Origin of the sequence: Pseudomonas agarici (assembly GCF_001543125.1) — a bacterium.
Lineage (GTDB): Bacteria > Pseudomonadota > Gammaproteobacteria > Pseudomonadales > Pseudomonadaceae > Aquipseudomonas > Aquipseudomonas agarici.
On sequence record NZ_CP014135.1, the window covers coordinates 2,873,654 to 2,895,806 of the forward strand.

Genomic DNA, 22,153 nt, shown 5'->3' on the forward strand with positions numbered 1-22,153 from the left:
ACGGTCAGTCTCTCTGGACGCTGCGTAAACACAGCTTGTTGTTATGTACGAACGCTTGATGCCGGCGACCGTTCAAAGCGACCGCCAGTAACATCTTGATAAAAGACGTTAGCAGTGCATTTGTCCTACCGCCATGCTGGTCGAGATCCGACTTGTCGGCTAGCATCGCTGTTTTGCCAGGACTGTCGCCCATGAAGATCGTCTCGTTCAACATCAACGGCCTGCGCGCCCGCCCTCATCAGTTGGCGGCGCTGATCGAAAAACATCAGCCGGACGTGATCGGCCTGCAGGAAACCAAGGTTTCCGACGAGCAGTTCCCCCTGGCCGAAGTCGAAGCCCTCGGTTACCACGTACACTTTCATGGCCAGAAAGGCCATTACGGCGTCGCCCTGCTCTCGCGCCAAGCGCCGCTGAGCCTGCACAAAGGCTTCGAGAGCGACGACCAAGAGTCGCAGAAGCGCTTTATCTGGGGCACCTTTGCCGATCGGAACGGCACCCCGGTAACCATCATGAATGGTTACTTCCCCCAAGGCGAAAACCGCGACCACCCGACCAAGTTCCCGGCCAAGGCGAAGTTCTACGAAGATCTGCAGCACTTGCTGGAGAGCCGTTTCAGCAACGAGACGCCGCTGGTGGTAATGGGCGACATCAATATCTCCCCGCAAGACAGCGATATCGGCATCGGTGCCGAGAATGCCAAGCGCTGGTTGAAAACCGGCAAGTGCAGCTTCCTGCCGGAAGAGCGCGAATGGCTGGCGCGCCTGAAGAACTGGGGCCTGGTGGACAGCTTTCGCCACCTGCACCCCGAAGTGAACGACCGCTTCAGTTGGTTCGATTATCGCAGCCGTGGTTTTGAGGACGAGCCCAAGCGCGGCCTACGCATCGACGTGATCATGGCGTCCAACGGCCTGCTGTCGCGGGTCAAGGCTGGCGGTGTCGATTACGAACTGCGCGCCATGGAAAAGCCCTCGGATCACGCGCCGATCTGGCTGGAGCTGAGCTGAGTGGGTCAGCTGGGTGATTGACTGAGGCCCGCTATCTACCGTGGCACATACTTGCCGATCTCGAACTGGCCAATCGCCGCCCGATGCACTTCGTCCGGACCATCGGCCAGGCGCAGGGTGCGCTGCATGGCATACATGTAGGCCAGCGGAAAATCGTTCGAGACCCCGGCCCCACCATGGATCTGGATCGCCCGGTCGATTACTTTCAAAGCCACGTTGGGCGCCACTACCTTGATCTGGGCGATTTCGCTTTTTGCCACCTTGTTACCGACGGTGTCCATCATGTAGGCCGCCTTGAGGGTCAACAGGCGGGCCATGTCGATCTCCATCCGCGAATCGGCGATCTTGTCGATATTGCCACCCAGTTGCGCCAGCGGCTTGCCAAAAGCGCTGCGGTTGAGCGAGCGCTGGCACATCAGTTCCAGCGCTCGCTCGGCCATGCCGATGGACCGCATGCAGTGGTGGATCCGCCCTGGGCCAAGGCGCCCCTGGGCAATCTCGAAGCCCCGGCCCTCGCCCAGCAGGACATTCTCATAAGGCACCCGCACGTTCTCGAACAACACTTCGGCGTGGCCGTGGGGCGCATCGTCGTAGCCGAACACCGGCAACGGACGGACGATCTTGACCCCCGGCGTGTCCAGCGGCACCAGGATCATCGAGTGCTGCAGGTGACGCGGCGCGTCCGGGTCGCTCAGGCCCATGAAAATCAGAATTTTGCAGCGCGGATCGCAAGCGCCCGAGGTCCACCACTTCTTGCCGTTGATCACCCACTCGTCGCCATCGCGCATGGCACGGGCGGCCATGTTGGTGGCGTCCGACGACGCCACATCGGGTTCGGTCATGGCGAACGCCGAACGGATCTCGCCGCGCAGCAGCGGTTCGAGCCAGCGCCGTTTCTGCTCTGCACTGGCATAACGCACCAACACTTCCATGTTGCCGGTGTCCGGCGCCGAGCAGTTGAACGGCTCCGACCCCAGCAAGGATCGGCCCATGATTTCCGCCAGGGGCGCATATTCCAGGTTGGTCAGGCCAGCGCCCAGCTCGGATTGCGGCAGAAATAGATTCCACAGACCTTCAGCCTTGGCCCGTGCCTTGAGCACTTCCATGATCGCGGTGGGCTGCCAGCGATCACCCGCGGCGACCTCACGCTCGAACACCGGTTCGGCCGGATAGACATAAACGTCCATGAACGCAGTCACACGTTCACGCAACTGCTGAACCTTGGGCGAATAGGCGAAATCCATGGGCAGCTACCTTCTTGAACAGGTGGTCGGGGTGATGGAATCGATGCTAGTTCAGCCACTGAAATCTACCAAAGCTATTCTCGGCGTGTATTAACATTCATCACCAATATATGATCGGCTGATCAAGCCTGGATAATAAGAGCGCCGCGAAATGAATCTGAGCAAGGTCGATCTCAATCTTTTCATCGTCTTCGACGCCATCTATACCGAGACCAACCTGACCCGCGCCGGGCAAATCATTGGTATCACCCAGCCGGCGGTCTCCAACGCCCTGGCACGCCTGCGCGAAACCTTCAACGACCCGCTGTTCGTGCGTACTGCTCAGGGCATGGTGCCGACGCCGATGGCGCAGAACATCATCGGTGCGGTGCGCAACGCCCTCGCGTTGCTGCGTATTTCGGTCCAGGAAAGCCGTCTCTTCAACCCTTTGCAAACGAACAAAACCTACCGCATCAGCATGACCGACCTCACCGAGGCAGTGATCCTACCGTCTCTGTTCCAGCGTTTGCGCCGCCTGGCGCCGAGCGTGGCAATCGAGAGTTTTCTCACCAGGCGTCGCGAAACCACCAAGGAGCTGGCCGCCGGGCGTATCGACTTTGCCGTCGACGCCCCGCTCAACACCGACCTGCAAGTGCGCCATGTCAAGCTAATGGAAGACCGCTATGTGTGCGCCATGCGCAAGGGTCATCCCTTGGTGGGCAAAGGCCAACTGACCCTGGACGATTACCTGGGACAGACCCATATCCATATCTCCAGCCGCCGCAACGGTCTCGGCCACGTGGACCTGGCCTTGGGCAAAATGGGCATCCAGCGCAAGATCGCCCTACGCTCCCAGCATTACCTGATGGCTTCACAGGTGCTGCAACAGACCGACATGGTGATGACGGTGCCAGAACGCTTCGCCTATCGGCATGAACTGCATTACTGGGCACTGCCGGTCAACGACGTACCGCCGGTGCAAACCCACCTCTACTGGCATGAAAGTACCGACCAGGACCCGGCCAACCGCTGGATGCGCGAACAGATGATCGAGTTATGCCAGCAGCTCGCCGCCCATGAGAACAAACCCGACAAGGCCTGAAAACACTGCCGACCTTGTGGTGAGCATGCTTGACGTATACGTCAAGCAGCCCTTAGCTTAGCGTCAGAACCTTTCCAGAGCGCTTTCATGAGCAGCCAGACCTACAGTATCTCCGACCTCGCCCGCGAGCTCGATATCACCACACGGGCTATTCGCTTCTATGAAGAACAAGGCCTGCTCAGTCCCGAACGACGCGGCCTGGAACGCATCTATTCGGCTCGGGACAAGGTGACCCTGAAATTGATTCTACGGGGCAAGCGCATCGGTTTTTCCCTGGCCGAATGCCGCGAACTGATCGAACTCTACGATCCCACCAGCGGCAACCAGAAACAGCTCAACAGCATGCTGGCGAAAATCACCGAGCGCCGTAGCCAACTCGAACAGCAACTGCTGGATATCGAGCAGATGCAACTGGAACTCGATACTGCCGAGGAGCGCTGCATCCAGGCGTTGGCACACACCCTCGACAGCCAAGCCATAACCCCCTGACTGCACTTGTGGCAGCGGGCTGGCAAGCCTGTCCCACAGCAAGTCACCCACAAAGGTGTCTTCCCATGTCATTACCCAGCCACGTCCGCCTGATCGAAGTCGGCCCCCGCGACGGCTTGCAGAACGAAGCCCGGCTCATTAGCGTCGACGACAAGGTGCGCCTGGTGGATCGCCTGACCGATGCGGGTCTGGGCTACATCGAAGTCGGCAGCTTCGTTTCGCCCAAATGGGTCCCACAGATGGCCGGCTCCGCCGAAGTCTTCGCTCGCATCCGGCGCAAGCCCGGCGTCACCTACGGCGCCCTGGCCCCCAACCTCCGCGGCTTCGAAGATGCCATGACCGCCGGAGTCAAGGAGGTGGCGGTATTCGCCGCCGCTTCCGAAGCGTTTTCCCAACGCAATATCAATTGCTCCATCAGCGAAAGCCTCGCGCGCTTCGTACCCATCATGGACGCGGCCCGCCAGCACGGCGTGACCGTGCGCGGCTATGTGTCCTGTGTGCTCGGCTGTCCCTATGAGGGTCCGGTCGCCGCCGAGCAGGTCGCCGTGGTGGCCCGCGAACTCTATACACTGGGTTGCTACGAAGTGTCCCTGGGCGACACCATCGGTACCGGTACGCCAGGGGCCACCCGGAGAATGTTCGAGGCAGTCTCGGCGCAGGTGCCGCGAGAAAAACTCGCCGGACACTTCCATGACACCTACGGCCAGGCCATGGCCAATCTCTACGCCAGCCTGCTGGAGGGCATCCAGGTCTTCGACAGTTCCATTGCCGGCCTGGGCGGTTGCCCGTATGCCAAGGGTGCCAGCGGTAACATCGCCACCGAGGACGTGCTCTACATGCTCAATGGCCTGGGCATCGATACGGGTGTCGATCTGGACCAACTGCTGCTCGCCGGCCAGGAAATCTGCACGGTACTGGGCCGCGCCACAGGATCGCGCGTCGCCAAGGCACGCCAGGGGGAATGAATGCATCCAAGTGTTACCGTTTGGAAACAAAAACGAGTAACACGGAAACAAATTTAGCTATTTTTCTGCGACGGTGGCTGGATAAAATTATCAAGTCATTGATTTTAAAGAGTTTGCAAAAGTTGGCACGCCACCTGCTATATCTCCTGCATAACAAAAATAAAAAGCAGCAAACCCATAAAAATAAGACGTACCGACTCTGACATAACAAAAACAACACGGCAGAGACGCAGCTAACAGATTTTTTTGGAGAAGGTGTGCTTTCAGGGGACTTAACCGTTACCCGCAACCGGGCAGAGAACAATAAAACTACCTCAAGGTAGCTACCGAACTGGTTGGATCACCTGATAAGGCAGATCAGCGCTCAAAAAAATACGTTTGCTCTTGATCCCGGATGGGGATCAGCCAAAACAGCGGTAAAGGGCCACGGTTGACAAAAACAACAACAGACCGCCCCTCAATAATAAAAAAGAGCCTACAACAACGCATTCAAGGGGAGCTTCGGCTCCCCTTCGTGTTTCTGCCTCTCTGTCATTCGACAACTCTCCTGGCTGTTCCATATCTATGTAAAGCACGCCTGATTCCACGGGACGGATACTGAGTCTGCCTTCGTTAACCTTGCCTGCGCGCCAGCAGCAGCGAGCAGTCCAGCACATTCAACATTCAGGAAAAATGGATTTTACCTATGTCGATTTCAACAGATGCCACGGCTCACCCTGGAGCACTCGCCCACACCTTACGCGTTTCCGACATTGTCCCTGCGCCAGGAGCCGCCGCACCTGGCGGCAACAACCAGCAGGTGCGGCTGTCACGCCTGGCGAAACAGGACGAGCGCTTCGGCCCCCTGCGCATCGGCGAACTCAACCTCAGCCGAATGCAACTTCATGCCATGGGCGCCACGCTCGCCGGTCGACCGCTCAGCGAGCAGTATGTCCGGCACGCCGACCAGTGGTTTATCGATGGACTGCAGCTAGACGCCATCAAGGTTGGACAAGCCATCACCGCGAGCGCTCAAGCCCACCAGCAAAGCGTTCCCCACATGCTGTTCGAGATTGCCGCCCAGCGCTCGATCGACGCCCCGGCACTGCTTAGCGAGCCCGAAGGGCGCGATCCACAGTCGAGCCTGCACAAGCTCGGCAGGCTGCTCGACGCGGTCCAGCAGTTGGACCTGCGTGCCCCGCCACTCCCCGACATCCAGCCGAGCTGGGTCGATAAAGCCAAAAGCCGGAGCATGACCAGTGCCGGTGTCGGCATGCAAGCCTATGGCCTGTACTGCGGTATCACAGGCACTTTCGAGGCGTTGAAAAAGGGTGATCGAGCAGAAGCGGCCATCAATGTCGGAGGGATCGTCGCGGAAGTCGGCTCGGTGACCGCCGAGCTCGGCCTGGCCAAGACCGCGCAGGCCATGATTCGCCATGGCGGTCTGGTGTTCAACGGTTTCAGCGCCACCAGTGTCGCCAAGGGGCTGGCTCGTAGCGCGGGCCTTCTGGGCTCGGCACTCACCCTGCCGTTCGATCTGTACAACGCGATCAGATCCTTCAACGACGCGGCGGCGGCCCAAGGCAAGCAAGCCCAGGATCATTACGTCAGCGCGGCGTTGAGCCTGACCAGTGCGGGCCTGTCCCTGGCGCTGGGCACCGGTGCATTGGCTGGCTTCGGTGCGGCCGGCCCGGTCGGCATCGTCGCCGGGATGGTGCTGATCCTGGGCGCAAGAATCTATGGCGCGGCTCGCCAGGTCGATGACATCGACGACTATATCGAACTGAGCCTGGGCGAACGCTGGCGCTCCGGCTGGCAAGCATTCTGGGGCATGTCCCTGGACCAGGGCATCCTCGACCGGTATCAGATCGCGGTAGCCACCGATAACCAGGTCAGTGCCCAGGAAAAGGCCGCCCGCGCGCTGCTCGATGGGGAACTGAAGGACAGTGTGCAAACCATCGTCACCGGCAAGTTCCAGATCGAACTGATATCGGTCAAACACTGGAAGCATCAATGGGACGCTCGTCGCGCGCAGACACCTTATCGTCAGGTCAATGAAACGACGCTGCGCGAAGGAAACGATACAGTGGACGCCAGCGACGGCGTGCCGTCGTCAACGCCAGGAGTTGTCGAGGGCAGCGCAGGTGAAGCGAAAGGTATCCTCTGGCAACTCGGCGGCGGGGACGACAGCATCATCGGTGTACGGAACAAACCGAACTACTTTAGCTATGGCGAAGGCCTCAAGACACTGACCGGTGGGGACAAGGACGATCTGTTCCAGTTCACCGCCGCCGGCGAGCGCCTCAAGAGTACCCCCCTCCTTGCCCGATACCATGCCCTGCGGGGCGGTTCGGGAACCGACACGCTGGCATTGCTGGGAACACCGGCCAGGCCCTCGCGCTACATTGGCTACAGCATCGACCTCAAGCACGGCAGGCTGGGCCTGCGCACCGCCAGACCACACTCTCCCGCAACCCTCCACACGACCTTCGACTCGATCGAAAACGTCGAAACCCTGGCCGGCGCCAGCAACCACGTGCAAGGCACAGACCAGGCCAACCGGATTGTCGCCCATGGCGAGGGCGACCTGATCGAGGCAGGCGCGGGAGATGACACGATCCTGCTCCTGGGAAACAATGCCCAGGCAGCAGGAGGGCCGGGCAAGGATCACTACTTCGTCGGCGCGAACAGCAACACCGCGACGATCGACGAAGACGGCCAGGCCCCCAGTCTCATCGAAATGGGTTGGGAATTCGGACGTATCCTGCGCTGGTCCGTGCAAGGCACTTCACTGGTCGTCTCATCACGGAGCGACGAGGATGGCGAGCTTGCGGAAAAGAACATCACCGTCACCCACGTCTACAAGACGCTTGGCGACGAACGGCGGTTGCAGAACGACCTGCTGGAATTCATCACCCTGGACGGCTATCGCCTCAGGCCAGACCTGCCGGCACGCTTGAGCGGCGTGACACCTCACGACCTCAAGGCCGTGGTAACGACCGTAGGTCGGCGCCCATCCGACCCGATCATTGTCACCGGTGCTCAAAAGCACGTTAGCGCAGAACAGAGCCCCGGCTTTTTTATCGCACGCTACAGCTGCGCGCAGATCGTGAGCTTGGCCGCCACCTCGACCTGTACGCTCTATATCGACTATGACAGTACTGAAATAGCCAGCGTGGAGGCGTGCTATACCGTCAGCTCCACACGCCAGGGCGCCTTCGACTACCTGAGTTATGGTGAAACCCAACTGACCCTGACGTTCAACGATGGCAAGCGCCTGGAGCTCCTGCAACCGTACCGGAACCGCTCGGCGGTCGGCAGCAATGTGGGAGGCAGCCTGGTCGCCTCCGGGCTGTCGCTCAATCGGCCCTTTGTCCTGGTAATGCGCGACGGTCGGTCGTATCGCCTGCAAACACCCCGGCACTCGTATTTCGACGATCATCGCGAACCTGGGCTCAAACGGGTCAAGAACCTGGCACTGTTGCGTCAGCGCCAGGGCGAATACCTGTTCGTCCGGCCCAGGCATGCACCCGCGACGGTATTGCAGGCCCACCGGCAGCGTATCGATATCCCGGCCGAACCCCAGGTGAGCTTCTATATCCTGGAAGGCCAGGCATCCTCCTATGACCTCTACCCCCGCGCCAATACGTCCATCAGCCTGACGACCCCCGGCGCCGCCACGCAAGAGACCAACGCTTCGCTCTGGAATATCTACCCCGACTTTCTTGACGAACCGATAGATCGCAGCCACATCAGCCTCGATCGCAACCGTCTGGCCATCGGTACAGTCAACATCATGCTGCCCGAGGACGAGGGGAGCGACCAGCCGCTGGAAAAGGTCCGGGTGTTCACCCGCGCCGGCAATCGCTACGACATTCAATACGAGTTCGGCAAAGTGCTCCTGGGTGAAGTCAATGCCAGGGCCTACGCCGATCCCGACGCGATCCTCAAGGATATTCGCCAGCACCGACAGAAAGGCGAACTGATCGCCGACCTGCTCGAGATCAGACACATCCGCCTGAAGGATGCGAGCACCGCAAACCTCTACTACGACACCGAAAACGACGACTGGACGGTGGACACCGACTGGTCACGCAGTATCCGCACGGATGAATTGCAGATCCTCGCGCCGGCTTTGTAGAGCCCTTCCATGAACGGTCCCGGGCTCGCCAGCGCGTTCGGAACCGTATTAATACCCGACTGATTACAGATCCTGAACAGGATGTTTATTTCTTTGATTGGCAGGTATCCCCATGTCTCCGAAAATCCCGATCAAACCAAAATCCCCGCCTATCAGGCGACCCGAGTTACAACCGTCAGGCCTTCCCGCATCCGCGACGCCATCCACCAGCCGCTTACCGCAGCCCGACGGTCTGCAACCGCAACACCTGGACGGCCCGGCGGTTGCTTCCGACCAGCCCCACGCCAGCTACCCTCGACCGACGACCGCCACGCCGACCGACCAGCACCTGCCAGCGACGGTGGTTGCCGACCCGCCCGGCACCGCCATCCCGCTGGAAACCTACCGGATCACCACCGGTGAAGCCTTGCCGCCGCCCAGCAAGCAGGGCCTGCGGATCACCAAGAAGCGTCGTTATGTCGACCTCGAAGACGGTGGTACGGTCATGGTCGTGTATGACGCGCAACTCGACACCTATCGGGCAAAACGCTCCGAGGAACTGCTGCCCTCCGGCCCCGCACTCTACCGGATAGGCACGAGCACCACCTGGGGCCCGATGCCAATGGCATCGCGTGTCGATCTGCCCACGGCCAGCCAGCCTCCACTCAAGCGGCCACGCCAGGCTGAAAGTCCAGCAGCCGGCACCGAAGCCAAACCAGCGGCTGAAGCCAGCCACATACCGATGGCGCCAGGTGTGATCGTCGCCAAGTTCAGCTATTTCACCCCAAGCCCCTACACACCGCTCTTCGGCCCCGACAGCCAGGGCTACTACCGATTGAAAAATCTCGACGCCTATAAACAACCCGGTGTTGCGGACAGCGTATTCGCGTTCAGCAGGGACGACAGCCATTGGGTACTGGTCGAACCGCCAGAGGGCCGAATGGACCTGGCCGGTCAGCCGATCCCCCCCGAACAACTCCCGACCTGGACGGACCGGGAGATCTGGGCGCTCTACGGCCTTCATGGCAACGAGATCAACCGCTTTCGTTCCGAGGCCGAGGCGATAGGCAGGCCACCTCGATGGGCCCACGCCAACCAGGAAGGTAGCGCCAGGGACCAATTGATCCAGGCACTGAAGTGGGCTTACCCGGACAAGAGCGCCGAAGAACGCGGACAGATACTGCGAAGATACAACCTGTTGCCGAGCATGCTGCCTCGCCTGAAACAGGCACTGCTGGAAAACGGCAAAACCCCGGAATGGGCTGAAGCGCATAAGCTCCAGTCGATGGCCGAGACCAACCCGCATCGCTTTGACTTGCTGGAACAGGAAGTACTACCGCATATCCGCCCTATCAGAAACTTCGAACCCTACTCGCTTGACCGGGATTTCGACGCTTATTACACCCGGCCATTCCTTGAAGCCTTTCTGCTTAAGATCGGCTACCGGAAAAATATCCATGGCTGCCTGTACCGCACAGATATCCCCGCCATGTTCCGAAGCGAAGATCGCACGCCGTTCGAGCTGGCAAGGGATGGCTGCATGCTCGCCCGCGAAGGCCATCCGCCCGGCTCGACCACAAAAAAAGCCTTGAGTGCCACCTTCAGCCTGAGCGACGCCCAGGGCTACGGTGTGGGCGGCGGTCCCGGCATCGGCCAATTGCGCTACAACACCCAGACCAACAAATACCCCGGCAAGCGCCCCACGTCGGACACCGGCAGTGACTCTGCCACGGGCTCATCGGATACCTCTCAGTCAACCGCGTCGACCGCCGCTAGCCAAAAGAGCGACGCGGCATCGACCGTATCGAGCTCCGGCACACCGATTTCGCTGGACAGCGAACGCGGCTATACCACCTTAAGGCACCGCCAGACTACCCGTCTCATTTATATGATCGATACGCGAAACGTTGAAGTGGTACCGGGCCAGGAGAATTATTTTTTTAACTATGAGGCCGAAAATGTCTTCTTTCCCTATGACGATATCGAGGGTCACATCTCCGTATCGCGCCGGGGAATAAACGCCGATCGGATATGGCTGGTCAACTCCAGTCTCACCCGTGCCGCCAAGGTCCAGGCGATACGAGATGCTGCGGGAGAGTTCGCAGCCAGCATCGAGAGCGCGACCTGGGAGGGTGTCGATAACGGCCATGTCTATGACCAGTTGATCGACCAGGTGGCCGACTCCGGAGAGGCGGTTCTGAATTGGCCAACCGATAAAAAAATCTTTTCCGATGACGTTATCTGGCCATCTGTGACCCGCTGAGTACACGGCTTGCTCGCATGAATAGCTACCGCAATTCCAGGTAAGGCAGCACATACGCTGGCCCATTCGAATAACGAATCGGGTTTCATACAATGACGTCGACCACTCTAGCCGGCACCGGGTTGCCCACGGTCTCCACTCTTCCCCCCATGCTACGAGGGCATCGGGGGATCCACTACGACTTCATCAGGAAGCAGTTCCCCGAGTGGCTGGTCCAGGCTGATGCCTCGACGCACCGGGCGCTGGGCCAACGGGCGCTGGGCGAGCTGCCCGCCCTGAAAACCGCACCCGATGTCCTCACACACCTGCATCAAAGCTACACCGCCTGCCTGCATTACCAGCGCAAGGTCCAGACCGTGCTACGCACTCTGAGCACGGTCGAGTCCTTCGCCAAGCCGCTGCTGGAGCAGGCGCTCAAGGATGAGTTCGGGCTCACGCTAGATGCCAAGCAGACATTCCTTTATCACCCCACCCATGGCATTGCGAGCAATATCCGCTCATACGTCTCCAATCTGCTGCACGCGGCCCTGCATAACTACGAGGTTGCGCAAACCCGGGAAGGCGGGCTGGACGAACCGGGAACCGCAGCGGGGATCTACAGCGAAAACCCGGTCAATCAGCCGAACCCGACACTCCTGGCCATCTCACCAACCAGGTTTGCCGCCCTGAGTCGCCGGCTCGACCTGGGCAGGCAGTACCAGAAACACCTCGATGAGGTGTTCTTTCCAGGCGCCAAGGCGGGACAGTCGCCCCTGGAAGCACAGCACCGTGTTCGCAGCCATTTTTCACTTCATGACGCCTATGCGCTGGAAACTCAGGTCCATATCGCCTTCCTGCGCTCCCATCTGGACCCGACGGCCTATCGCTTGATGCTTGAGATAGCCAAAGGCAAAGAAGTGCCGGTGCCCGCCGGGCACCCGCAACGCTGTTTCAGCTTGAGTTTGCTCAGGATTCCGCTCATCGACATTCTGATTGTACGTACCGATGACCACGCCCGCAGCTGGGTCGTCTATATACCGGGCGATCCTTTCCATCCGGTCAGGCAATACCCGTCCCGCGCCGCTTTCGAAGATCACCTGAGAGAGAAGCTACGAACACTCGATTACCTGAAGTTCTTTGTCCGCTTCATTCCTCAGCGCGAGCGGGCAAGATTCATCGACAGGTTGTACGCGCGCCTCGATCCCAAGCGTTGGAACGGCTACTTCTATCAGCCGACGCCCGACCCACGAGCCAACCTCAACCTGGCCGGTGAATTGATCGGCAGCTATCTATTTCGCCAACGCTATCAGCAGAAGGTCGAGATCTTCTTCGACGATGCGCTATTTATCGCGGTACCCACGGCGGACAAAGACCGGCAAAGCCTCACGGCGCACCTGCAGCACTACCTCAATATTGCCCTCAATGTCCTCAACGTCGCGGCGTTCATTGTGCCGGGGCTGGGGGAAATGATGCTGGGGGTGGTCGCGGTACAACTGGGCAACAGTATTTTCCACACGATTGACAGCTTCGCCGTGGGGGACAAACAACACGCCTGGGCCTACCTGACCGGCGTATTGCAAAACGTCGCGCTGATCGCCGCGCTGGGAGCCGCCGGGGCGTCTGCCGCCGCCGCCGAGAACGCCGCAATCGCCAGCGCCAGTTTTGCCGATGGGCTGCGCCCGGTGAAGCTGCCCAATGGCGATATACGCCTGTTCAATCCGGATATAGCGCCCTTCGAGCACAGGATTGTTCTGCCCAGGACGCTGGAACCCGATGCCACCGGCCTGTATCACCATCAAGGTCGCACCTACCTGCCGATCGACGACAAATACTACGAGCTCAAGCCGGACCCATCGTCCTGGCGTTATCGTGCCCGGCATCCGCATAACCCCGATGCCTATACACCGACCTTCAGACACAACGGCAGCGGCGGCTGGGCCCACGAATTCGAGCAGCCGTTGGCCTGGGACGACCTGCACGCATTTTCACGCCTGGGGCCAGATGCCGCCGCCCTCGATGCGAGTTCCGCACGGCGTGTCATGCATATCAGCGCAATCAACGGCGACGTGCTGCGCCAACTGCATGTCAACCACCTGCCGCCGCCAGCGCTGCTACAAGACACCCTGCTGCGTTTCAGGCTCGACCAGGACATCCGCCGCCTTGCCAGCCGCCTGCGGAGCGGAGAAGCGCTGGGGTATTCACGCGATGAATTGCATATGACACTGCAACTGTTAACTCACCGACCGGTCTGGCCCGCCTCGAAAGTACTGCGCCTGCTGGACAGACAAAAAACCACACTGACCGAATATCCCCCCAACCTGCCCCCCCAGGTGACGCGCATAGACGCCACCTGGGACGATCTGCGCACCCATGATCTGCTCAGGACCGTGCTCACCCGCCTCTCGGAACGCGAGATCCGTACCCTGCTCGACGAAGAGTTCGGGCAAGGGCCGATCAGCCTGGAGGCGCGTACCGGCCAACTGCGCCGGATACTGGCCAGGGAAGCCGTCCAGCGGCGCGAAAGCCTGTTTGCCTCTCACTATGAGTATCGCACCCACTCCGGCGACCCGTCGCCAGCCGTGGCGGTGATCCAACGAGACTTCTCCTCGCTGCCCAGCCTGGTGGCCAGGGAATTGGTGAGCCAGGCCAACAATGTCGAATTACAGCGACTGGCTGCGGGGACGGTGCCGCTGCGGCTAGCCGAGGAAGCTCGCCTCTACGTGCAAAACATCCGCCTGGCCCGCGCTTATGAACAGGTTTATCTCGACTCGATCAGTCAGGCCGAGGCCTATCGGGTCGTCCTGCCGATGCTGGAGAGACTGCCGAGCTGGTCGAGCGACGTGCGCATCGAAATCCGCGACGGTGCCTTCAACGGGCCATTGCTGGACAGCGTCGGCCCCAAGCAGGCCGCTTCGCGCAAGGTATTGATCAGGGAGGGCGACCGTTATGCGGCCCGCGACGCCCTGGGCCAGGAACTGCATGGCCCGGACGACCTATATGCGGCGCTACTGCATGCGCTGCCGGACGCCGAGCGGGCGGCTCTGGGCTTGCCCCATGTAGGCCAGGGTGCACGGTTCAGGCAGGCGCTGCTCGACCTACCGCCCCTGCCCCGCGAGACGTTACGTCAGCGTTTGGGCATGCCCCCCATCAGGCCGGACTTCATCTCACCAATGCGCCTGGCCAATGATCAGTTGGCCTATGGACTCAGCGGTCGCGGCGCGGGCCGGGCAGTACGTTCGTTCGAATTCAACCGTCTCGCCCAGGCGCTGTATCCGACCCTGCGACTCTCGGAAGTGGAAACCCTGCACGGCCTGCGAGACATGAGTCTGGGCGCGGGTATCGAAAAACTGCGGAGGCTGGAACTGGAATACGCCACCCTCGAAGATGAACTCGATGCCTGGGTCGGCGACCCCCAAACCTCTGTCGATGCCCGTGGCAGGCTGCGCCTGGCCCTGCAGATCAGACGCTGCTGGCGCCATGAAACCGATCTGGCGACCGACGCCAGCGGCCTGCCCATCGGCGGTCGCCAACTGAGTCTGACCGGCTATCCGCTGGAAAACCTGCCAAGGCTCTCGGCCAACTTCAATCATGTCACCGAAATGCACCTGCGGGGGCTGGCGCTGCTGCCCTCCGCTGAACTGGACAGCTTCCTCGATACTTTTCCCCGTCTGCAACGCCTGGACATGAGCCGCAATATCCTGACTCGCTTGCCCTCCGCCCTGGCACGGCTGACGGCGCTCAAGCACCTGGACCTCAAGGCCAACCAGATCGTCATCACGCCCGTTACCGGTGCTCCGTTGACCCATCTGACCCAGTTGGAAGTCCTCATCCTGGAAAACAACAGCACCCTGTCCATGTTACCCGACCTCAGTCCGCTGACCCGATTGTCCCACTTGCACCTACGCAACACCGGCCTGCGCCAATGGCCACGGGGTTACGAGCAACTGCCTGGTCTGCGCACCTTCGACCTCAGCGATAATCGGATCAGCAGCATTCCCGACGAAGTCTTCGCCGTCGACGAGCAACGCCAACGCCTCAACCGGGCGATCAATCTGGAAGGCAATCCGATCCCCCCGGCGCTACGCCAACGGGTGGAAAGCTACCGGCAACAGACCGGTCTTGACCTGGGACTCGACGTGCTGGTGGAGAGCGACGAGCCGTCGGAGTGGAGCGGCAGTTCGCGCCCGCAATCGCGAGCCAGCTCACGGCACAGTCGCTGGGGCACACCCTCGCCCGTCCCGCGCGACAGCACACCCTGGCTCGAAGGGCTGACCAGGTCCGAACAGCAAGCCCGACGCGACCTGTGGCTGCGGTTGGCCAGCGATGATATCGAGGATTCCGAGGCCTTTTTCAAAGTGTTGGAAGACCTCAAGTACTCCGCCGACTATCGCAGCCTCGAGCATCGTCTGGAATTGTCCGAGCGTGTCTGGCGCATGATCAGGGCAGCCAGCGAAAATACCGAACTGCGCGAGGGCCTGTTCAACCGCGCCAACGCCCCAGAGCCCGATGCCTGCGAGGACGGCATCACCGTGGTCTTCAGCGACATGGGCTTGGATGTCCTGCTGTACGAGGCCAGGTCCCTGCCCCTCGACGCACGTGAAGGCCCGCTGCTGCAACTGGCTCGCGGCAAGTCGCGCCTGGACCAAGTGAATCGGCAGGCGCGGCGCCTGATCGACACCCGCAAGGCCAGCGGTTTGACCCCGGATGAAGCAGAGGTTTACCTGGCCTTTCGCATCGGCCTGGCGCAGAGGCTCGAGCTGCCCTGGCAAGCCAGGAAAATGAACCACGCCGACATTGCCGGGGTGAAGAGCGAAACACTGGACGAAGCCTATCAAGCAATCCTGGAGCAGGAGGCTCAACCAGGTGAGATGTCCAGGAGTTTGGCCAAGCTGCCTTTCTGGAAGGACTATCTGGAAAAGCGCTTTGCCGAGGAGCCGCTCAAGGCGTCACGGGAGCAGCGCGACAACATGATCGGCGCGCTCGACGACTTGCTGAGTGCACAGCGCGAGTGGTTCGGCGGCAAAGCGCTGGATACTGAGCAGAAAACCGAGCTGGCCGCCACGATCAGGCAGTCGGCGCGGACACTGGGGCTGACAGAAACCGAAGTCTTCGCCAGCGCCCTGACGGACAGCACCTACCTGAGTCTGTCAGCCGACATCGCCAGGCAGTACACCGATACGCTGGAACAATTGACCGAGCAACGCCTGCAGCGATGGATCGCGCAGGAGCCAGCCCAAACATCCGCTGGGCGCTAACACAAAGACACTGCCGGCGGTCCATAGCCGGCTGTTTTCGACATTCGAATTGATGATTCCAACCATTTGATAAAGCTCAACTTTTTTAGCTTTTATCGGAAGATATCGCGGCTAAGCTGAAGGGCCCATTCACAGAAAAAAACACCCATCATGAGCACCGAGCAACGCCCGCTTCACTCCCCTTCATTACCGCCGCGATCGACCAGAAACGATCGTGTAATCATCAGCCGACTGCCTCCCTGGCTGACCCAGGCCTCTCTCGAACAGCGCCGGGAACTCGCCGCGCGGGTCAGACTGAGCCAGACCTCCAAGACCGCACTGGCACGCTTGCTGACGGGTGTATCGGCTAACCCAGGAAGCGCTACGTGAACACGGACTGAGCAGTTGATCTTCGGCAACGAGCGAACCGCCTTCGCACGCGCCAGCTCTTATCACTCATGAAATAATCCGTTGTTTTTGTTTTAAAAGTCAGTTCGCAGTTACCCGCTTCATCTCCAACCGGCGTGCCTTTCGCTCCAAGGCGCGCAGTTGGAGGGCCAAACTTCTGGCCTCAAAGGCTTCGATACCTCAGGGCGCGTTAGCACCAGATGCCTGCCAGAGGGCCATAACGGGCTATTTTACAGGTTCAAATTGTTCATATTAACTAACTGATTAAGTTCAACTTTTTCAACTTTTACCCAGGCGTATTAGGCATAAGCTGAAAGTCCTATTCACGGAAGAAGTTGATCTTTATGAGTACCCAGCAAACCACACCTGCCACCCCCGTTGCACTGGTAGAATCGACCCGCAACCATCGCCTGATCCTCAGGCAACTGCCATCCTGGCTAACCCAGGCGTCCCTTGAGCGACGCCAGGTATTCGCCACACGACTCAAGCTCAGCCAAGCCTCCAAAGCCGCCCTGGCGCACTATCTGCGAGGTTTCAAAAGCGTCAGGGACTTTGCCGCCCCGCTACTGTCCAAGGCCCTGGACGAGCACTACGGCACGGGCCTGGACATTCATCGCGACCAACTTCGCCACGTCCATATCCTGGCCGCCGCCACCCTTGGCACCCCACGCCAGGAGAGCACCCTCGTACAGAGCCTGCTGCAAGCCGCTCTGCAGAATTTCGAAAGCGGCGAAACCGGCCGATTCGGTTTTGACAGCGGCTCGGCCATCCTGCGTAAAAGTACCGCGGTCCTGAACAAGCCCATCACGCCCGCAGACTTCGCCGCCGTCTGCCGCCAACTCGACCTCGGTGGCCAGTACAAGCGACACGTCGAACACTTTCTCCTGCCCACCCAGCGAGGTCATTCAAGCCCCCTCTACAAGGTGCTCTTCGAGCAACAGGCACGCGATGAACTGGCGGTGCAGGCGCAAATCGCCCTGATCAAAGGCCATGTGGATCAATCGGCCTACCAGATGCTGCAAAGCCTGCTGGACACCACGCAGGAACCCCACTGGGACAATCGCCCGGCGCACTGCTACTCCCTGACCCTGCTCGACTTCCCGAACGTCGATAGCGGCGCTTGGGGCGCATTGCTCAAGGGCATGCTGCTGATCGAACACAGCGTCCCTTCCAGCACTGGCGAGCTGCCCTGCGTGGCCTACCTGTCGGGCGACCCGCAACAGGCCGTCAAGCGCTACCCGTCCTTCAGCGCATTCCACGATGAGCTGCGTGAACGGCTTCGGGATAAAACCTTCCAGGCGTTCTTCAAGCGCTATGTTCACTTGCGCACTCAACCGGCATGCTTCCACGCCCTCGACGCATGCCTGAACCCGCTCGACCCGGTGGATGGGCGGCGCAAGCCGGCCCCGCAAGCCGACCTGCACCTGGAGAAAAGCTCGCTGGGCGATAACCCGGTCAACGAGTTCTGCACCTTGCAAACGGTCAAGAAACTCGACGACGCTCGTGTCAGCGCGGTACCCACCGACGACGAAGATAAGAAGACCCGTACCACGCGCCTGCACTCGTTGCTGAACTGGGGCATCAACCTGTTGTTCCTGGTGCCCGGACTCGGCGAAGCCATGCTTGCGGTGGCCGCCGCGCAAATGATCGTGCAGATCTACAACGGCATCGAAGAATGGCGCCATGAGGAGAAAATGCAGGCGGTGCTCGGTTTTATCGGCGTGCTGCTGAACGTCGAACTGCTAGGGGCGGGGTCCGCCCTGGCGCGGGATGTCGAAGGAGCGGCGTTTATCGAGGGACTCAAGCCGATCAAGTCCCCCCAAGGCGAGCCGGCACTGTGGAAACCTGACCTGACACCCTATGAACACAAACTGCCCGACACGCCGCAGCTCAAAGCCGATACTGCGGGACTCTATCGCCATCAGAATAAAACCTACCTGGGCCTCAACGGCCGCCATTACCAGCTCAGCCCCGGCGCATCCTCCAGGCGCTTGCGCCTGCAACACCCGAGCAACCCCAACGCCTACGCCCCGCTGGTCCAGCACAACGGCAAGGGTGCCTGGCTCCATGAATTCGAAGAGCCCCTAAAGTGGCAACAACCGCAGCTATTTACCCGGCTAGGACCCGACGCGGCGAGCCTGGACTCGGCGTCGGCAAAAAAAGTCATGCAACTGAGCGAGGTCGACGACGCTATCCTGCGCCGAGTACACCTGGACCAAGAACCCGTCCCAGCCCTGCTCGAAGACAACCTGACGCGCTTCAAGCTCGACCAGGACCTCAAGCACCTGGTCCAACGCCTGCAAAGCGGTGGCGCGGCCAACAGTTCATTGGACGAACTGCACATGGAACTGCAATTGCTGACCAGCGAACCGGTCTGGCCATCCTCGAAAGTGTTACGCCTGCTGGACCGCCATGGCGCCGCACTGAAGGAATATCCCGCCGGTCAGGCGCAAGCCTTACAGCGCATCGACCTGCGCTGGCCCGGGCTCAACGCCAACCAGTTGCTGCAAAAGGTCCTGGAAAACCTCGACGAAAGCGAAATCCGCAACTTGCTGGGCGAGGACTTCGGCGCCGGCCCTATCAGCCTGGATGCACGTACCGTCGCCCTCAGGAAGAAACTCGCGACCCAAGCCGTGAACCGTCGGACGGCCCTGTTCGACTCCCACTACAGCTACCGCACCCAGAGCAACGACCCCGCCGTCGCGGTGATCCGCCAGGCGTTTGCGGATCTGTCTACGCCAATCGCCGATGAATTGTCCCGAAACGCCAATCCGGCCGAGCGGCGGATCCTGCTCGACGCTAAACGCGTCCCCCTGCGACTGGCCGAAGAGGCCCGGTACTACAGCCGCAATCTGCGTCTGGCGCGAACCCGGGAAGGCCTGTACCTCGACGCGGCGAACAACCCCGATACCGACAAGCTGATCCTCAGCCAGATCGGCAAGCTGCCGGGCTGGTCGGACCAGGTTCGCCTGGAAATACGCGAGCCTCATTTCAGCGGATCACTGCTCGACAGCCTTGGCACGGAGCAGGCACCGATTCGCAAGGTACTGGTCAAGAATGACGGCCAGTACGAGGCCTATGACGTCCTGGGCCAGGAACTGCATGGTCCGGACAATCTGTACAGCAGCGTCTTGCACGCCCTGCCCGACAGCGAGCGCAAGGCCTTGGGCTTTCCCAGTCCCCATGAGGCGGCCAGCCTGAAGCAGGCCGTGCTCGATCAGCCATTGCCACCGCGCAAGGAGATGGAAAAACTCCTCGGCGCGCCCCCCACCAAACCCAACGAGACGCCCCCGATGCGCCTGGCCGCCCGTCGTCCCAGCACCGCCGTGGCCGGGCCAGAAGCGGCAGAAAGAATCCCGGGGACCCGCTCGCTGGCCTTCACCACACTGGCGCAACGTCTCTACCCCGAACATGCCTGGCGAGAGGTCGAGACATTTCTCGGCATGCGCGGCCTGAACGACGTCGCCGCAGTACACCGCCTCGAAGAACTGGAGATCGAGTACAACACCTTGTGCTCGGAACTCGACGCCTGGATCGATACCCCAGTCGCTCCCCGAGAGGGAGTGATTCTCCGGAGCTATATTGCCAGCAGAATCAAGCAATGCTGGCGCCGAGGCCCCGTCCAAAGCACTTCCCAAGAAGGTTACCGACTCGACCTCATGATTTTCGAGCAGGGCACCCGGCTGCCGGCCCTGTCGGCCAACTTCAGCCATGTCGGCGAACTGGTCCTGAACCTGTCCCATCCGGACATCATCCAGGGACTGAACAGTTTTCTCGAGGGCTTCCCCCAGCTAAAACGCCTGTCGATCAGCGGTGGCTCCCTGACCGAGATCCCGCCGGCGCTGAGCTCGATGTCCGGACTAACCCACCTCAACCTGAGCGGCCACCGTATTGCCCTGACCGAGGAAACGGCCACCCTGCTCTCCGGACTGACTCGACTGAGCGATCTGAACCTGGCCTACAACCGAACCCTGGGGCGTTCGCCCGACTTCAGCACGATGCTCGAACTGAAGCGTATCGAGCTGAGCAACACCGGGCTTACCCAGTGGCCGACCGGCTACCAGGACCTGCCGGAATTGATCCGGCTGGACCTGAGCGAGAACCAGCTAACCACGATCCCGGAATCGGTCCTGGACACCAGTGAGGAAGGACAACGCATCACCAGGGCTATCAACCTCTACAACAACCCCATCGAAACGGCTTATTTCGATGATGCCTTAGACTACCACGCGGAAACCGGGATCGACCTGGGGCTGGACATACCCGTCGAATCGGATTCGGACGCCAGCATCAGCGACGATGACTCGCCGGTGCATAGCCCTCAGGGATCGCGCCAGCCCGCCTCACGGGATGAAAGTGCCTGGTTGCAAGGGCTCGACAGCCAGGAACAGGAGGCTTTTCGCGACACCTGGATGCGTCTGGCCGGCGAGGAGCCGGTCGAGCAGTCCGAAGCGTTTTTCCACGTTATCGGCGACCTGAGTGAATCGGCCGACTATGCCGAGGAGGCCACGCGTCCAGGACTTATGGACAAGGTCCGGCGCATGGTCAACGCCGCGGTCGATGACACCGCCCTGCGGGAGAAGCTCTTCGCCAAGGCCAACGCGCCGCAATCGGACGCCTGTGTCGATGGAGTCACCGTGGCATTCAGCGACATGGGTCTCGACGTATTGCTGCATGAAGCCTACACCGAGCCAGACGCCAGCAAGACCGAGTTGAAACTGCTGCAACTGGCAAAGGGTAAGTCGCGCCTTGATCGCGTCAACGCCCAGGCCCGGGCCGTGATCAATGAACGCCGGAGCAAGGGTCGAAATCCCGATGAAGCGGAAATCTACCTGGCCTTTCGCGTCGGTCTGGGGGAGCGCCTGGAACTGCCTTGGCAGGCCACCAAGATGCATTACGGAAGAATTGCCGGGGTCGATCCGACCCAGATAGAGACCGCTTACCAGGCCATCCTCGAACAGGAACGGCAGCCGTTGGATGGAGTTGTACAGCTCGTCAAGCAAACGTTCTGGAAGGAATACTTGGAGATCCAGTATTTGCAGGAACTCAGCGAGAAAGAGGTGCTGCGCGATACGAAGAGCGACGCGCTGCTGGACCTGCAATCGGCACAGGAGCGCTGGTTCAACAATGGGAATCTGTCCGAGGAGGAAAAGGCCCGGCTACAAGCCGTTATAAAAGCTTCGGCCCGCACCTTGGGCAAGTCCGAGCAGGAGGTGTTTGCCCGGCCCATGAACGACGCTGAATACCAGGCTCTCTACGAAGCCATCGGACGTGAGCACAACGACGAAATGGTGCGCCTGACCGCACAAGCGTTGCAGGAGCATGGGCTGACGAGCTGATTTCGCGTCACAGTAGTGAACAACGCGGTTTGCGCGAGAGCCGGGCTT

At 60.6% G+C, this 22,153-nt stretch carries 9 protein-coding genes; 8 read left to right on the top strand and 1 reads right to left on the bottom strand.

What is annotated here, in order from left to right; genetic code table 11:
- Positions 1-191: 191 nt before the first annotated feature.
- Entirely contained in the window at positions 192-1,004 is an 813-nt protein-coding gene (xthA, locus tag AWM79_RS12690; protein ID WP_017132053.1) for an exodeoxyribonuclease III, read from the top strand.
- Positions 1,005-1,039: 35 nt separating this feature from the next.
- On the opposite strand, the gene AWM79_RS12695 is transcribed toward xthA, so the two are convergent.
- Entirely contained in the window at positions 1,040-2,248 is a 1,209-nt protein-coding gene (locus tag AWM79_RS12695) for an acyl-CoA dehydrogenase (protein ID WP_060783003.1), read from the bottom strand.
- 151 nt (positions 2,249-2,399) lie between these two features.
- On the opposite strand from AWM79_RS12695, the gene AWM79_RS12700 reads away from it, so the two are divergent.
- The 7 genes from AWM79_RS12700 to AWM79_RS12735 all read left to right on the top strand — a co-directional run bounded on the left by AWM79_RS12700 (position 2,400) and on the right by AWM79_RS12735 (position 22,105).
- On the top strand, positions 2,400-3,329 hold the full coding sequence (locus AWM79_RS12700; protein ID WP_017132056.1) for a LysR family transcriptional regulator: 930 nt from the start codon (positions 2,400-2,402) through the stop codon (positions 3,327-3,329).
- An 87-nt stretch (positions 3,330-3,416) separates the two neighbouring features.
- The gene (locus AWM79_RS12705; protein ID WP_017132057.1) at positions 3,417-3,818 is read left to right on the top strand and encodes a MerR family transcriptional regulator; all 402 of its coding nucleotides are present in this window, start codon (positions 3,417-3,419) and stop codon (positions 3,816-3,818) included.
- 65 nt (positions 3,819-3,883) lie between these two features.
- A complete protein-coding gene (locus tag AWM79_RS12710; protein WP_017132058.1) occupies positions 3,884-4,783 on the top strand; it encodes a hydroxymethylglutaryl-CoA lyase in 900 nt (299 codons plus the stop codon).
- 685 nt (positions 4,784-5,468) lie between these two features.
- On the top strand, positions 5,469-8,903 hold the full coding sequence (locus tag AWM79_RS12720; protein ID WP_143063305.1) for a calcium-binding protein: 3,435 nt from the start codon (positions 5,469-5,471) through the stop codon (positions 8,901-8,903).
- A 112-nt stretch (positions 8,904-9,015) separates the two neighbouring features.
- Positions 9,016-11,145: a hypothetical protein gene (locus AWM79_RS12725; RefSeq protein WP_060783004.1), complete on the top strand. Its 2,130-nt coding sequence runs from the start codon at positions 9,016-9,018 to the stop codon at positions 11,143-11,145.
- Positions 11,146-11,237: 92 nt separating this feature from the next.
- Entirely contained in the window at positions 11,238-16,379 is a 5,142-nt protein-coding gene (locus AWM79_RS12730; protein ID WP_082712616.1) for a dermonecrotic toxin domain-containing protein, read from the top strand.
- A gap of 731 nt (positions 16,380-17,110) precedes the next feature.
- Complete coding sequence (locus AWM79_RS12735; RefSeq protein WP_060783006.1) at positions 17,111-22,105, top strand: dermonecrotic toxin domain-containing protein; 4,995 nt, start codon at positions 17,111-17,113, stop codon at positions 22,103-22,105.
- The last annotated feature ends 48 nt before the right edge of the window (positions 22,106-22,153 follow it).